This is a genomic window from Flavobacterium faecale, assembly GCF_003076455.1.
GTDB lineage: Bacteria > Bacteroidota > Bacteroidia > Flavobacteriales > Flavobacteriaceae > Flavobacterium > Flavobacterium faecale.
Genome location: NZ_CP020918.1, coordinates 2,784,506 through 2,800,805, shown reverse-complemented (window position 1 = coordinate 2,800,805; position 16,300 = coordinate 2,784,506). Strand labels below are relative to the sequence as shown.

At 37.1% G+C, this 16,300-nt stretch carries 5 protein-coding genes; all 5 read left to right on the top strand.

All coding sequences use genetic code 11. The features are described from left to right. Positions 1-7 precede the first annotated feature (7 nt). The 5 genes from FFWV33_RS11995 (at position 8) to FFWV33_RS11975 (ending at position 16,292) form a co-directional block, all read left to right on the top strand. Positions 8-3,982, top strand: a complete 3,975-nt coding sequence (locus tag FFWV33_RS11995) for a non-ribosomal peptide synthetase (RefSeq protein WP_108741115.1) — start codon at positions 8-10, stop codon at positions 3,980-3,982. Positions 3,983-4,240: 258 nt separating this feature from the next. Then, positions 4,241-8,206: a non-ribosomal peptide synthetase gene (locus FFWV33_RS11990; RefSeq protein ID WP_108741114.1), complete on the top strand. Its 3,966-nt coding sequence runs from the start codon at positions 4,241-4,243 to the stop codon at positions 8,204-8,206. A gap of 545 nt (positions 8,207-8,751) precedes the next feature. Beyond that, complete coding sequence (locus FFWV33_RS11985; protein ID WP_108741113.1) at positions 8,752-11,409, top strand: non-ribosomal peptide synthetase; 2,658 nt, start codon at positions 8,752-8,754, stop codon at positions 11,407-11,409. 124 nt (positions 11,410-11,533) lie between these two features. Then, positions 11,534-15,532, top strand: coding sequence for a non-ribosomal peptide synthetase (locus FFWV33_RS11980; RefSeq protein WP_108741112.1), 3,999 nt, complete (start codon positions 11,534-11,536; stop codon positions 15,530-15,532). After that, on the top strand, positions 15,519-16,292 hold the full coding sequence (locus tag FFWV33_RS11975) for a 4'-phosphopantetheinyl transferase family protein (protein ID WP_108741111.1): 774 nt from the start codon (positions 15,519-15,521) through the stop codon (positions 16,290-16,292). The genes FFWV33_RS11980 and FFWV33_RS11975 overlap by 14 nt, the downstream gene beginning before the upstream one ends. The last annotated feature ends 8 nt before the right edge of the window (positions 16,293-16,300 follow it).

Below are 16,300 nucleotides of genomic sequence, written 5' to 3'. Positions count from 1 at the left end.
TCCCCAAATGGTAGAAAATAGTGTAACCTACAACCCCTTTACTGGTCCCGAAATCGACTTTGTATTGCATACTACAAAATCACAAGCAGAAATTTGGACTGCCTGTTATTTTGGTGGAGAAAATGCAGCACGCTCTTTTAACGAATCGACAACCCTAGTATTTGATGGTGCCGTTGATACACAAGCTATGGAAGCCGCTGTTCAAGCTGTAGTTGCCAGACATGAATCTTTACGTGCCACCTTTAGCCCAGATGGCTTATACATGACTGTTTACAAAAAAATTAATATTCCTTTTGAAAAAATTGATTTAAGCAATGAAACGGAAACCAATCAAGAGAATATAGTATCAAATTATGTTCGAAATGATGCCCATTTTCTATTTGATCTTGTGCATGGTCCTCTAATTAAGGTGGCTCTTTTTCAACATTCAGCAACGAAATATACACTTGTCCTTACAGCACATCATATTGTATGCGATGGATGGTCCTTTGGAGTATTGTTTCAAGATCTAGGTGCCTTGTATACTGCTCATGCTAAAAAGCAAACGCCAATCCTTGAAAATGCTGTACCCTTTAGTGCTTATGCAACTGAGGAACTTCATTATTTACAATCGGAAGAGAATATAGCAACAGAGAACTTTTGGCTTTCACAGTTTGAGGAGGACATTCCGCTTCTTGACCTCCCAACAGATTTTATAAGACCTCAGCTAAAAACGTATGAAGGAAACCGATTGGATTTCGAACTAAACGCGGCTTTAGTAGCTCAAATTAAGCAAACAGGACGCCAAGCAGGAACAAGTTTGGTTACTACCCTTGTTACTATTTTTGAACTTTTATTGTACAAAATTACAGGGCAGAATGATTTGGTCATCGGTATGCCTTTTGCAGGCCAACCCGTAAAAGAAATGTCGCATTTAATTGGGCATTGTGTCAACCTTTTACCTTTAAGAAGTAGCATAGAGGCAAATAGTGAGTTTACTACTTACCTAAAGAAAAGAAAATCAGAATTACTTGATGCCTATGAGTATCCAAATTTAACTTTTGGGCAATTGTTACAAAAATTACCTATAGCGCGTGACCCATCAAGAGTTCCTTTACTTCCGGTAGTTTTTAATGTTGATTTAGGTATGAACAATGGAGTTCAATTTGCTGATTTACAATTTACGCGTCAAAGCAATCCTAAAGCCTTTGAATCTTTCGAACTGTTTTTAAATCTTAGCGAAAAAGGTGAAAATTTTATCTTCGAATGGTCCTACAAGACGGCCTTGTTCGAAGCTAAAACCATTGAAGCAATGATGTTATCATTCGAAAACATTATGAAACGTGTAGCTGAAAATCCTAATCAAACTATTGGTGACATAGTTTATGAGGACTTTTCAGCAGATTATACTGTGCTCAATCAGACTGAAACCCTATTTCCTGATCACAATTTGCACGAGCTTTTTGCAGCGCAAGTGACCCGTACACCTGATGCTGTTGCGGTTATTGACGGAAATAGAACGGTTACCTATATTGAGCTATGGCAATCTGCCAATCAGATGGCAAATTATTTATCGTCGCAAGGCTTGTGTTCTGGACAAATAGTTGCTATCTCTTTGGATAGATCTCCTGAATTGTTGATGACCATTTTTGCAGTACTACAATGCGGAGCCGCTTACGTACCTATCGATCCAGCCTACCCGCAGGCGAGACAGAAATTAATGATAGAAGATTCAAACGCACAGTTTTTTATAGGGCAAAAGGAGACCGAACTGTTTGAACTGACTCAAAAAGCGTACACTATTGCTATTTTGCTCGAAAAAAGCAAACCATTTGATAGCAAGCCTTTGAGCAATTCCGTTTCACCAAACGAAATAGCCTATATCATTTATACCTCAGGATCAACAGGAAAACCAAAAGGAGTGCAAGTAATGCATAAAAATGTGTCTAATCTTGTGTGTTCTATGGCGAAAGAACCAGGAATTGACTCGAATGATAAAGTGCTTTGTTTAACTACCATTTCTTTTGACGCTATGGTCATGGAAACGTTTTTACCCTTATTGCACGGGGCAACTATCGTCATGGTCGATGAGCAAACACGACGTGATGGACGATTATTGCTTCAAAAAATGGCAGACGAAGCTATTACACTCATGTGGGGAACGCCTACGATATGGCAAATCCTTCTCGATTCGGGTTGGGATGCTCCTTTGTCTATCAAAGCTTTGATTGGTGGCGAAGCCGTTCCATTAACGCTAGCCAAAGAACTTTTGGACCGTTGCCAATCTTTATGGAATATATACGGTCCTACCGAAACTACTGTATGTTGTATTTTATCTCAAATCAATAAAGACGATGCGTTTATTGCTATTGGAAAACCTATTGCCAACACTCAAATTCACTTGTTGAATGCACTAGGACAACCTGTAAAAAAAGGGCAGTTGGGTGAAATTGCAATATCAGGAGCAGGTGTATCATCGGGCTATTTGGGACAGCAAGAACTAACCGATGAGCGTTATGTTTTTCCTAATTTCACAGATCAATTGGGAGGCAAACAGTATTTATCAGGCGATATTGGGAAGTTATTGGACAACAATACTATCCAATACATTGGCAGAGCCGATAATCAAGTAAAAATAAGAGGTTATCGTATAGAATTAGGAGAAATAGAACATGCTATTACAAACCTTAACGAAATAAAAACTGCTGTAGTCTTAACCGATAATGACTCGTTAATCGCATTTTTAATTCCACAGAAAACTACAACTGATGAAGCAACACTTTTAATGCAAGTTCGTAATCACTTAACGATTCAGCTACCCTCGTTTATGGTGCCATCTGTGTTCTATTTTGTAGATCAAATTCCGATGACTACCAACGGAAAAATCGATGACAAAGCACTGTTGCAACTTAAAGCAAAAATTAATGCAACGGCTAGCTTTAGCCCGCCTAGAACTGACGAAGAAGTTTTGGTTGCTGAAATCTGGAAAAAGCACTTAAAGTTACCGACTATTGATATTTTTAGTAATTTTTTCGAAATGGGTGGTCATTCGATTATTGCAGTAAAAGTCATGTCTGAATTTGAGAAAAAAACAGGCAAAACGTATCCGATATCATCACTTTTTGAACATTCTACAGTTGAAAAATTCGCGAAATTAATACAAAGTAAAACCCAACTTTCGACTTCTTGTTTGGTTCCTTTACAAAAATCTGGAAACAAACCGCCCCTGTTTATTATACATGGTGCAGGTCTTAATATCTTGAATTTCGTAGACCTCAGCAAACATTTTGATCCTGACCAGCCAGTGTACGGTATTCAGGGTACTGCTCGCCCCTATAGCGATTGGTATCATTCTATCGAGGATATGGCAGCACAATATATTGAAGCCATTGTAGCCTTATACCCTTCTGGTCCTTATGCGCTAGCGGGTTTTTCTTTTGGCGGAGTGGTAGCTTTTGAGATGACGCGTCAATTGGAAGAACAAGGTCGAAAAGTGATATTAACCGCTTTACTTGATACTACCGTAGATCATGCCTATTATCAAAATTCTATTCGAAAGAAAGAATATAGCAGACAAGTATCCGTACGAAAGAAAAGAATGAGTTTTTTAATGGAAATGCTGTTTAGCTGGCGTGCCATGAAAGACCGTACGCTAGCCAAAAAAGATTATTTGTTTCAAAAATATGTAGATCAAGATACCATTATGACAGCGAAAGAAGCAGACGCCTTGGCTCAATTTACTGCCGCAAACGAAATGGTCAATGGCATTGTTGATTTGTATCAATTGAAACCGCAATCTTTTAGTGTTGATTTATTTCGATCAAAAGATGATGTGCAATACAAGACCGATCCTATTTATTTGGGTTGGAAAAAAGCAGTTCCAAATGGGATTAGAATTCATGAAGTTTCCGGTAACCATCTAGAAATTGTTGCGCCTCCAAATGATATAGCACTAGCTGGTTTACTTCAAACTATTTTGAATGAAAGAGCAGCTTCAATTTAATCTGTTAATCAAATTGAAGGACAGCATGCAATTAGTTCGAAACAAAAAAAATGTATTCTTCTGAAAAACAAATGTTTATATGTTAAAAGTAATTATAGTAATTAGCTGTTTAGCATTTTTCGGGATTAAAAAAAGAACTTAAAACAAAAATAATTTGTAACTTCATATTATGAAGTCTTATCGTATATTTTCGTAAAGGACTCCCAACTTACAAGTTAGCGTATGTAAATATGCGTATAATAAATACCCCAAGACAATATGTTACCACAAAACTATGACCCTTCTGTAGGTCTTGAAACAGAATTTGTAGTACGAATGACCAAGGCACAGTCAGCGCTTTGGGTTGCTTGTACTGTCGGTGGATCTGAAGCAAATCAAGCCTATAACGAATCCTCCTCTTTAGAGTTCACGGGTCCATTACAGGTTGAGCATCTATCTGCTGCTATCCAAGCCGTAGCAGATCGACATGAATCACTACGAGCAACCTTTGGATCTGCTGGTGTTTACATGACTATATCTAAAAAATTAGTGCTACCACTGGAGCAGTATGATTTCACGGATTTTTCTATTGATCAACAGCAAGAAAAAGTTTCACTCCTTATCCAAGAAGATACCAACTATTTATTTGATCTTTCTCATGGTCCCTTAATAAGGTTTAACCTGATTAAATTGGATGAAAACAAACATATTTTACTTATTACCGCACATCATATTGTTTGCGATGCTTGGTCTTTTGAGATTGTACGTAACGATTTGGCTACCCTTTACACGAGTTTTTGCCTCGATAAAGAAGCACACTTAGCCGCTGCTATGTCTTTTAATGACTATGCCTCTGAAAAATTAACATATAATGCATCAGCTGAGCATAAGGTTTCTGAAAAATTTTGGTTGGACATGTATAAGGAAGGTACACCCGAAGTCAATCTCCCTATTGACTATCCAAGACCTAATTTCCGAACTTATGCTAGTGCACGAATAGACATTGCTATTGATTCGTCACTATTAAAAGCTTTGAAAAAAATAAGCACTGCTTCGGGGACGAGCTTCAACACTACCCTATTGGCAAGCTTTGAAGTTTTTTTACACCAAATCACTGCTCAAGAAGAATTGGTAATAGGACTACCTTTTCCTGGACAAATAGCGTTAGGCATGTCTGAAGTTGTAGGCCATTGTGCAAATCTATTACCCTTACGGTTCAAAATGGATCCAGAGACTACTTTTGAAGATTATCTCCTTAAACGAAAATCTGAATTAGCAGCTGCCTATGAGCATCCTCGTGTTACTTTTGGTCAACTTTTGGAAGTACTTAATCCAAATCGAGATCTTTCTAGAATTCCATTAGTCCCTATCGTATTTAATGTTGATTCTGCAAAAGAAGAGACTACTAGCTTTCACGATCTAAATTGTAGCAGCAAAAGCAACCCAAGGTCTTTTGAAATTTTTGAAATCTTCGTTAATGCAACAGGAACTGAAGAGAATTTAGTTTTTGAATGGTCGTTTAATACGGCTCTCTTTAAACCTGAGAGCATTTATAAAATGATGGAGACCTATTCGAAACTGATAAAATCAATCACCGAATACCCTAGTCGTAAAATAAGTGATACCATATACAGTAGTTATTTAAAGGATTATAAACAGTTAAATGACACTGAAGTACTCATGCCAACTGCTAACGTATTTGAGATAGTTCAAATACAAATGGTAAAAACTCCAAATAATGTAGCAATATATGCCGACGGAAAAGAATTAACTTATCAAGAACTACAAGCACAAGTAAATCAAATAGCTCATTATTTGTTAAAGAAGGGCTTGCAACCAGGCGAAATAGTAGCAGTGTCGCTTCCAAGAGGAGCCGAATTAGTTAGTACTCTTCTTGCGATACTGCAATGTGGAGCTGCTTACCTTCCTTTGGATCCTGAATATCCTGCTGCACGGTTAGATTACATGATTAGTGATTCTCAAGCTACATTACTACTAACTGCTAAGACCATTTTTGCAGTAGCACCACAGGTGGAGCATACTTTTTTTATTGAGGATATTTTTGCACAATTAGAAACCTTTCCCGCTACACCCGTAGCTGTTCCGTTCAGTACCGACAGTCTAGCCTATTTACTATATACCTCTGGATCCACCGGAAAACCGAAAGGAGTACCTATTACACATCATAATCTTGTCAATCTTCTTATAGGTATGAAGGAGAAAACAGGAATAGGTTCTTCTGATAAATTTCTTTCGATTACAACTATATCTTTCGATATCGCAGGCGTAGAACTGTACTTACCACTAATTTCTGGAGCATCTTTGCAAATCGCTAATCAAGAGACAGCACGTGATGGTCGATTACTTTTAGATTTAATGAGGAAAGAGAAGGTTACCTTCTTGCAGGCAACTCCCATTTCTTGGTACATGCTGCTCGACTCCGGTTGGACAGAAAAACTACCTTTAAAAGCGATTTGTGGAGGCGAAGCTATGCCTCTCGATCTTGCCCGAGCACTAACAAGCCGATGTGAAACACTATGGAACGGATATGGCCCAACAGAAACCACCATCTACTCCATCATCAAAGAAATAAAATTTGAGGACGAAATTGTTACGATTGGTAGCCCGATAGCCAATACGCAAGTTTATATTATTGATAAAAAAGGAAATCTATTACCTCAAGGTATTGTGGGTGAAATTGCAATTGCAGGCGATGGTGTTTCTAAGGGATATTGGCATAAACCAAAATTAACAGAAGAAAAATTCATTACCAACACTTTATCTTCATCCGAGGAAGATCTTATTTATCGAACTGGTGACTTGGGTAAGTTACTAGCGACTAACGAAATTGAGTATTTGGGTAGATTGGATCAACAAGTAAAAATTAGAGGACATCGTATAGAGCCTGGTGAAGTTGAGCAAGCCCTGCTCTTATTACCAGGAATTAAACAAGCAGTCGTTCTAGCCACAGCCAATTTCCTAATTGCGCACATAGTACCAACCGACTCCATAAGTGACGCTAAGGCAAAAATTCCGTTTTGGAGAGAACAAATGCAACAGCATTTACCTCCAAAATTGGTTCCGCATGATTTTAATGTGATTGAAGTCCTACCTACAACTTTAAATGGTAAAATTGATAAAAAGGCATTGTCAAATTATACCATTAATCCTGCTTCTGATACTACAACAGCAAGAAACGAAAATGAACTTGCGATTGCATCGATTTGGGAAAAACAGCTACAAATTGCTCCCATTGATATTTTTACTAATTTTTTTGAATTAGGTGGGCATTCTATTGTTGCGGTAAAAGTTATGATCGAAATTGAAAAAAGTTTTGGAATACGATTCCCGCTTTCTTTACTTTTTACACATCCAACAGTGGAACAGTTTGCAAAATTATTAGACTCCTCAGAAGACAATACTGTGAGTTGTCTTGTTCCTTTGAAAGCCTCTGGTACCAAACCACCTCTATTTTTAATTCACGGTGCGGGACTCAATGTTTTGAATTTTGCAAGTATTAGCAAACACTTTGATCCAGACCAACCCGTGTATGGCATCCAAGGTACTGCTCGCCCTTATGACGATTGGTATCATTCTATCGAGGATATGGCAGCACAATACATTGAAGCCATTGTAGCCTTATACCCTTCTGGGCCCTATGCGCTAGCCGGCTTTTCGTTTGGTGGTGTGGTTGCTTTTGAGATGACACGTCAGTTGGAAGAACAAGGTCGAAAAGTGCTATTAACAGCTTTACTTGATACTACGGTAGATCACGCTTATTATAAAAATACCATTCAAGAAAAAGAGATTAGTAGACAAATATCGGTACGAAAGAAAAGAATTAATTTCTTTAAGGAAATGATTTTTAGTTGGACGGCCATGAAAGACCGTACGCTAGCCAAAAAAGATTATTTGTTTAAAAAATATGTGGATGAAAACCCTACTAAAACGGCCAAGGAAGCAGAAGCTTTCGCACAATTTATAGCTGCAGTCGAAAAGGTTAATGGGATTGTTGATTTGTATCAATTGAAACCGCAGTCTTTTAGTGTTGATTTATTTCGATCAAAAGATGATAAGCAATACAAGACCGATCCTATTTATTTGGGTTGGAAAAAAGCAGTTCCAAATGGGATTATAATTCATGAGGTTTCTGGTAATCATCTGGACATTGTTGCGCCTCCAAATGATATGGCACTAGCTGGTTTACTTCAAACTATTTTGAATGAAAGAGCAGTTTCAATTTAATCTGTTAATCAAATTGAAGGACAGCATGCAATTAGTTCGAATAAAAAAATAATGATTCATTTTATTGAAAAACAACGAATTACAATCATACCATTTAGTTAAATTATTTTCTCTTTCGAAAAAAAAATATTGACATGATCATCCAATTTTAAACTTAAATACTTTTTTTAGCAAGCATTTATTGATGCCGTTTTTTAATTGTTCGCTTAAAATAAGTTTTTAAAGTGATGCTGATTAGTATCGAATGAAACTTCTATAACCTTACAACTAAGGCAGTTTAACGATTATACCTGCTGTATACAGAAAATTAAACCACTTTTGCAATAAAAGTGGTTTTTTTGTTCTGTTGAAGATTTTCCAGAGAGAGAAAAAGATGTTTCTTTAGTTAAAAAAACTTCTATTGGAAATAGCTAACTTCAACATAATAACCGCAGAACTAAACACTTATCATAAGACATAGCATAGCTAGTCTTGATTTAAAATTAAAAATAAAATACGATTACAAGTTTTTGATAGTAAATTAGTTCGCATTAATTTAGTTTAGAATGAAAAATGGTAATTCAATAATTAGTGGTCCAAAGTTGGTGTATCCTCAAAGTACCCTACACGATCTTTTTTCGGCACGGGTGCAACAAAACCCCCATGCAATTGCGATAGAAGATGGGGAACAAAAACTGTCCTACCAAGAATTGGATTTCATGATCAATAAAACTGCTCAGTTTTTGTTGTCTGAGGGCGTTCGATCAGGAGATGTTGTGGCTGTTTCATTGGAACGTTCTCCCGAATTAATTGCGACTCTTTTTGCTATTTTGCAGTGTGGGGCCGCTTATATACCCGTAGATACCTCTTATCCAGAAGCGAGATTGAAACTGATGATTGAAGATGCTTCTGCTCGTTTTCATATTGGAGTAGCCAAATTAAATAACAATACCACTGGGAATCAGTCGTATGCCATTAGCGACCTTTTGGTAAGCGCAGAAGAATTTCCAACACAACCTTTAGATCATCGTGTACATCCTACAACAGGAGCCTACATCATATATACCTCCGGCTCTACAGGAAAGCCAAAAGGTGTGGTTGTTGCCCATTGTAACATACTGAATCTTTTGTATGCTTTAAAAAACGATCTTGAAATAACGGAGAAGGACAAAATATTTTCAGTCACCACCATTTCATTTGATCCTATGGTAATCGAAATCTACCTTCCGCTACTTTTTGGCGCCTGCGTAGTAATTGTTGATAATGAAACCCGATTAGACGGACAGCGATTGATACAAAAAATTCAAGATGATCAGATTACTCTAATGGTTTGTACCCCGAGCATGTGGCAAATGCTACTTAATTCGGGCTGGACTGTTCCCTTAAATATAAAAGCCATAGCAGGTGCAGAACCTTTGCCATTGTCACTGGCTAAGGAGTTACTAGAAAAATGTGACCAAGTATGGAATTTTTACGGGCCTACAGAAACTACCGTTTGCTCCATTATTACTCCAATAACAGCTCAAGACGAACTTATTACCATAGGAAAACCAATTGCTAATACGACCATCTTTTTACTAGATACCGATGGCAATTTGGTCAAAGAAGGAGAAATTGGAGAAATAGTGATTGGTGGTGATGGTGTATCAGCTGGTTACCTGAACCGACCAGAACTTAACGATCAACTTTTTGTTCCTTATTTTAAGGATGTTACTAATAATCGAAAGATGTACCGTACTGGAGATCTAGGAAAAGTGGATGGTAACGGACAAATTGTGTGCTTAGGCAGAATAGACCATCAGATAAAAATAAGGGGATACCGCATTGAAACTGGAGAAATAGAGAACGTACTAGCGGCCATTGAAGGCGTAAAATCGGCTGTTGTACTTGCACAAAATGCTACTTTAGCTGCTTTTATCATTCCTGTAAAAAGTGATTTAGCAACCTCTGATTTTATTGCATTTTGCAGAGAGCAGTTATTAGAACAGTTACCTGAATTCATGGTACCACAACGATACCAACTGATTGATAGTATTCCGGTTAACCTAAATGACAAAATTGATAGGACTGCTTTATTTCAACTTTTGGAAGAAACACAACTTTTGAAAAAAATAACCATAGCACGATCTGAAGAAGAAAAATTGATCAGTGAAATTTGGGAGAAAAATCTAGAAATTGATACTATTGATATTTTTAGCAATTTTTTTGAACTTGGTGGTCATTCGATAAAAGCAGTTAAAATTATTGGAGAAACTGAAAAACGTACTGGAAAAAAATTCTCATTACCAACCTTATTTGAACATAATACTGTAGCCAAATTTGCCAAATTACTGCATACAGATGGGATTGTTTTTGCCGACTGCTTGGTGCCCTTAAAAATTACTGGATCAAAACCTCCTATATACATGGTGCATGCGGGTGGATTGAATGTGATACAATTTGTAAACATGAGCAAACATTTTGATGATGACCAACCCTTCTATGCCTTTCAAGGTGTGGGTCCAAAGGGATATGACGATTGGTATAAATCTATCGAAGAAATGGCCGCTCATTACATAGCTGCTATGCTGAAAATTCAGCCTACTGGCCCCTATGCGCTATCTGGTTTTTGTTTTGGTGGTGTAGTGGCATTTGAAATGGCTAAACAATTAAAGGCAGAAGGAAAAGTAGTTTCTATGACTGCATTAGTGGACACTTTTGTAGATCCATCGTATTATTATAAAAGTTTCCGACAAAAAAAATGGGTACGCCAGTACAGCCGTACACGCAAGCGACTGATTTATTTAAAACAAATGCTCCTTAGTATCGAAGCATTCAAAAATCGTATCAATGCAAAAAGAAACTATCTAAAAGAAAAACATTTTAGCACTGAAAGTAAAATTACTGAAGATGAGCAAATAGCATTACAGAAATTTAATGAAGCAGTAGACATTGTATCTACAATTGTAGATCGATACCAATTACAACCACAAGATATTAAAGTTGATTTGATTCGGTCTAAAGACCATCCCGAGTATGATTTAGCGCCATTGGAATTGGGTTGGAAGAAAATTGCAAAAAACGGAATTGATTTGCATCACATTCCAGGAGATAATTTTGATATAGAAAAAAGACCATTTGACCAATATATAGCAAAACTTTTACAACAAATTGCGCAGAAAGCACTATATATACAGCTAAATTTCTTATTTTTAACCGATTTATTGATAGGTATTGAAGTATAGTGAAAAACGTAGTAATAAATGCTACAGATTTCATTGCTATAAATACCAATAAGCATGCCACAACACGTCAAATTTTAACTAATTTTTAGCCCCAGCTATAAATACCTACATAATATTCAAAAAAATGAGTGATCCTTTACATAAACAGGCACAACCTTCTTTAACGGCAAAAAACCATGCTGTTGAAACGGTCATTAAAACCACTAATACACAGTTAGAAATTTGGACTGATTGTATGATTGGAGGTAGTGATGCAAGCAAAGCCTATAATTTATCTTATACGCTTACTTTTAAAGGAGACTTTATTTTCCAAGCTTTTGAACTTGCCTTGAAAACTTTGGTGCAACGACACGAAAGTTTGAGAGCCACTTTTAGCAGTGATGGTATCTATATGAACATTGCCAAAGAACTAAAAATCGTTAGTTCTGAAATAAATATAAGCTCCTTAGCTACCGCTGACAAAGATAAAGCGATCAAAAATCAGATTGAGGAAGAAGTAAACACCCTATTCGATCTTGAAAAAGGGCCTTTGTTCAGTGTAAAATTAATCAAAGTTAATGCCTTAGAGACCGTTGTAATCATCACGCACCATCATATCATTGGTGATGGATTAAGTATCAATATCATTCTTGAAGATTTAAGCATTCTCTATTCTGCAAGTGTGAACAATGTAGCACCCAAGTTAAAAAATCCAGAGCGATTTAGTAACTATGCCACCACCGTTGATGATTTGGTCGAAAATGAGCAACTTAAACTAACAGAAGAGTATTGGCTCAATAATTACAAAGAATCTGTGCCGGTTGTTGATTTACCTATAGATACACAGCGACCTGACTTGCGCACCTACAAGAGCAATCGTTTTGACTATCCCATTGATATTAAATTAATCAACGGACTAAATCAACTTCGTAAAAGCGCCGATTGCAGTCTCGTAACCGCCATGATTATTGCGTATGAAATTTTTATTTATAAAATAACAGGACAAAATGATATCGTAATCGGTTTTCCGGTTTCGGGAAATGCCCGTTATGATATGAAGCATTTGCTTGGTAATTGCTCCAACTTGCTTCCTATTCGAACTAAAATTGATCCTTCACAAACTTTTACCGATTATTTAAAACAAAGAAGTGCGGCCATTTTAAAATCGAAGTTGCACCATCAAATAAGTTTTGGTTATTTACTTAACAAACTTGCGATTGCTAGAGATCCGTCTCGTGTTCCGTTGGTACCCGTAACCTTGACTGTAGATCTTAATCGTGATGTCGAAAGCGATTATTCTTTTCAAGGACTAACCTATCAATTTGACATCAACCCGAGAGCGTACTCTGCTTTTGAGTTGTACGTGCATGCTTGTATGTCAAAAAACGTCCCTACTTTTCAATGCTCCTACAACAGCAGCTTATTTAATGAAGAGACCATCAAAAAAATGATGATAGGGTTTGAAGATACTATTCGAACGATAATCACGGAGCAAAATAATACTATCGCTGAAATTGTTAAAGAAGATTATGCAGCCGCATATACCACCTTAAACGATACTGATACGCCCTACCCTAACCTATCTTTGGCAGCTGTATTGAGCAATAGAGCCGAATTAAACCCGACGAATATTGCTCTTGAATATCAAAACCAATCGATTACTTATGCTGAATTGCATACCAAAGTAAATCAATTTGCACATTATCTCGCTGCTCAAGGAGTGCAACCCGGAGATTACATTGCGGTATCGTACCCACGTAGCCCTGAATTGGTCTATGCCATCATGGCGATTATTCAGTGTGGTGCAGCCTATTTGCCTCTCGATCACGAATACCCAACCCTACGTGTGCAATACATGATGGAGGATTCTGAAGCAAAATATTTATTGACGAGTAAAAAATTAGCCCTAGCACTCCCAAAAAGTGCCAATACGATTTTGATTGACGATGCTATGAGTTCGTTATCACAATATCCTGCAACCAAACTAGCCTTGGATGTTGATCCCGAAAATGTATTGTATTTGCTATACACCTCTGGATCTACCGGGAAACCGAAAGGAGCAAAAATTACCAATAAAAATGTGGTCAATTTACTGTATTCTTTAGAAAACGAACCCGGAATCAAAGAGACCGATCGCGTACCCTTTATCTCTACGATTTCATTTGATATCGCTAGTTTTGAATTGTTCTTTCCTTTATTTAAGGGAGCTGTTTTGGTATTACCAGACCACGAAACCTCTAGCGACGGACGTTTATTTTATGAAATGCTCGAAAAAGAAAGGATTTCGTTAATCGTTGCTACACCTACCACCTATCAGATGCTCTTGGATTCGGGATGGTCAAAAAAGTTACCGATAAAAATTTGGTGCTGTGGTGAACCTTTACCAGCCAAATTAGCTTCTGAACTTATCAAAAGAAGTGAAGAATTATGGACACTTTATGGCCCAACTGAAGTGACTATTTTCTCTTCATGCAAGCACATTAAAGACGAAGAAACTATTATATCTGTAGGTCCTCCTATTAACAATATGCAGTATTATATTGTAGATGAACAGCTTAACCTATTACCACCAAATACTGTTGGAGAAATTGCTATTGGTGGAGATGGTGTTGGAAAAGGATACCTTGGTAAGCCTGAACTAACAGCTGCTAAGTACCTGCCAAACAAATTTTCGGACAAAAAAGATGCCATAATGTACCTCTCTGGAGACATTGGTAAATTACTCACGAGTAATGAAGTGATGTGCTTGGGACGTATTGACCATCAGGTAAAAGTAAGAGGCCATCGTATTGAGATTGGCGAAATCGAGCACGTTCTCACCTCCATCAAAGGCATAAAGTCTGCTATTGTTTTAGCCAAAAATGATATACTGATTGCTTTTGTAGTTGCAGATTATGAATATGCATCTGAAATCGAAGAAATCCGTCAGTGGAGAGATCATCTTGCCTCGCAACTGCCGGCGTTTATGGTTCCGCATGTTTTTAATGTTTTGGATAAAATGCCAAGAACGCTGAATGACAAAGTAGATAGAACGACACTTTTGAAATACGAAGGCAAATCGGATAGTGAAAATAATTATACCGCTCCACGAACCGAAGAAGAAAAACTAGTTGCTACTATATGGCAATGCATTTTAAAGAAAGACAAAGTTGATATCTTTAGTAACTTTTTCGAAATGGGTGGGCATTCGATTATGGCCGTAAATGTGATGGTCGCAATTGAAAAACAAACCGGAAAAAGGATTCCGCTTTCCGCTTTGTTTCAACATTCAACCGTTGAGAAATTATCCAAATTGTTGACTATTGATAAGGAGATAAAAAATGACTTTTTGGTGCCTTTAAAACCAAACGGTACAAAAACACCCTTGTTCATCGTACACGGTTCGGGATTGAATATTTTAAATTTTGCTCATGTTATTAACCATTTCGACGAAGACCAGCCAGTGTATGGTTTTCAAGGGATTGGTCCCAATGGTTATGACAATTGGTTTCAATCTGTCGAAGAAATGGCTGCAAAATATATTGAGTATGTTGTCGAAATCAACCCAACTGGTCCTTACGCTTTATCAGGATTCTCTTTTGGTGGAATTGTAGCTTTTGAGATGGCACGACAATTGGAAAGTCAAGGTAAAGAAGTAAGTCTTATTGCTGTTTTGGATACCTATGTAGATGCCGCTTACTACTGCCGTACACCGGGTCAGAAAAAATTAAGGCGTATTTACGATCGTAACTACAGACGTGCCGATTATTTTTGCCAAATGCTTACTAGCTGGAAATCTTTCAAAACACGTATTAATTCTAAAACGACGTATATACAAAAAAAATACTTTGGACCCAAAACTGGCCTTCCAGAACATGAAGCTCATGCTATGGAGTTGTTTATAGAAGCCGATCAAATGGTGGATAAAATTGTAGACCGCTATCACTTACTGCCACAGCAATTTGAAGTAGAACTTTTTAGAGCAGCAGATGACAAAGGTTATAAATTGGATGCTAGCCACCTTGGATGGAAGAAAGCAGCACTAAAAGGAGTTAACATACATAATATATCCGGTGATCACGATTGCATTGTTGACCCGCCGAATGATAAGACCTTGGCTCGAATGCTCCAAGGTTTACTAGACAAAAAGCATGCAAAAAGCTAAACTTACTATATCGACAACTACCTTCCAAGAAGGTAGTTTGTCGTTATCACTACAACCCAAATTAGAACAGGAGGATATACTCTTGTTTACCATCTTTTTACCTGATTTTTTCGAAATAAAAGAACATTTAAATAGCTATCTCACTATTGAGGAGCAAAACAAAGCAAACCGATTTTATAAAACTGCAGATCAAAATCGATTTGTAGTGTACCGATCCGTTTTAAAAATAATACTAGGTTTTTTTACGCAAAATGAAGTTCTTGCTTTACGATTTGACACAAAAGAAAATAAGAAACCCTTTTTAGCAGATGCTCCTTGGATTCATTTCAATATTTCACATGCAGAGGACTATGCGATGATTGCGTTATCAAAAACGGAAATAGGCGTTGACATTGAATATATAGAAAAAGATTTTGAATTTGAATCCTTAATTCCTGTAATCATTAACGCTTCTGAAGAGGAAGTATTAGAAAAAAGTACCGACAAAAAGCGAGATTTTTATGCTGCTTGGACACGTAAAGAAGCAGTAGTAAAAGCGACAGGACAAGGTATTGATGATTGCTTCCAATCTATTCCTACACTTGATGGAATGCATGAAGCTACACTAAAAGTAGATCAAGCCAACACACATTGGTCTATTAAAGGATTTGAATTAGCCACAGGATATATTGGCGCCATTGCCTATAATTGTCCAGCCACAGATGCTAAAAAAATTAGAATGCATAAATTAGAATCCGATTTTGAGCAGTATTTTAAATAAGTGCTTAC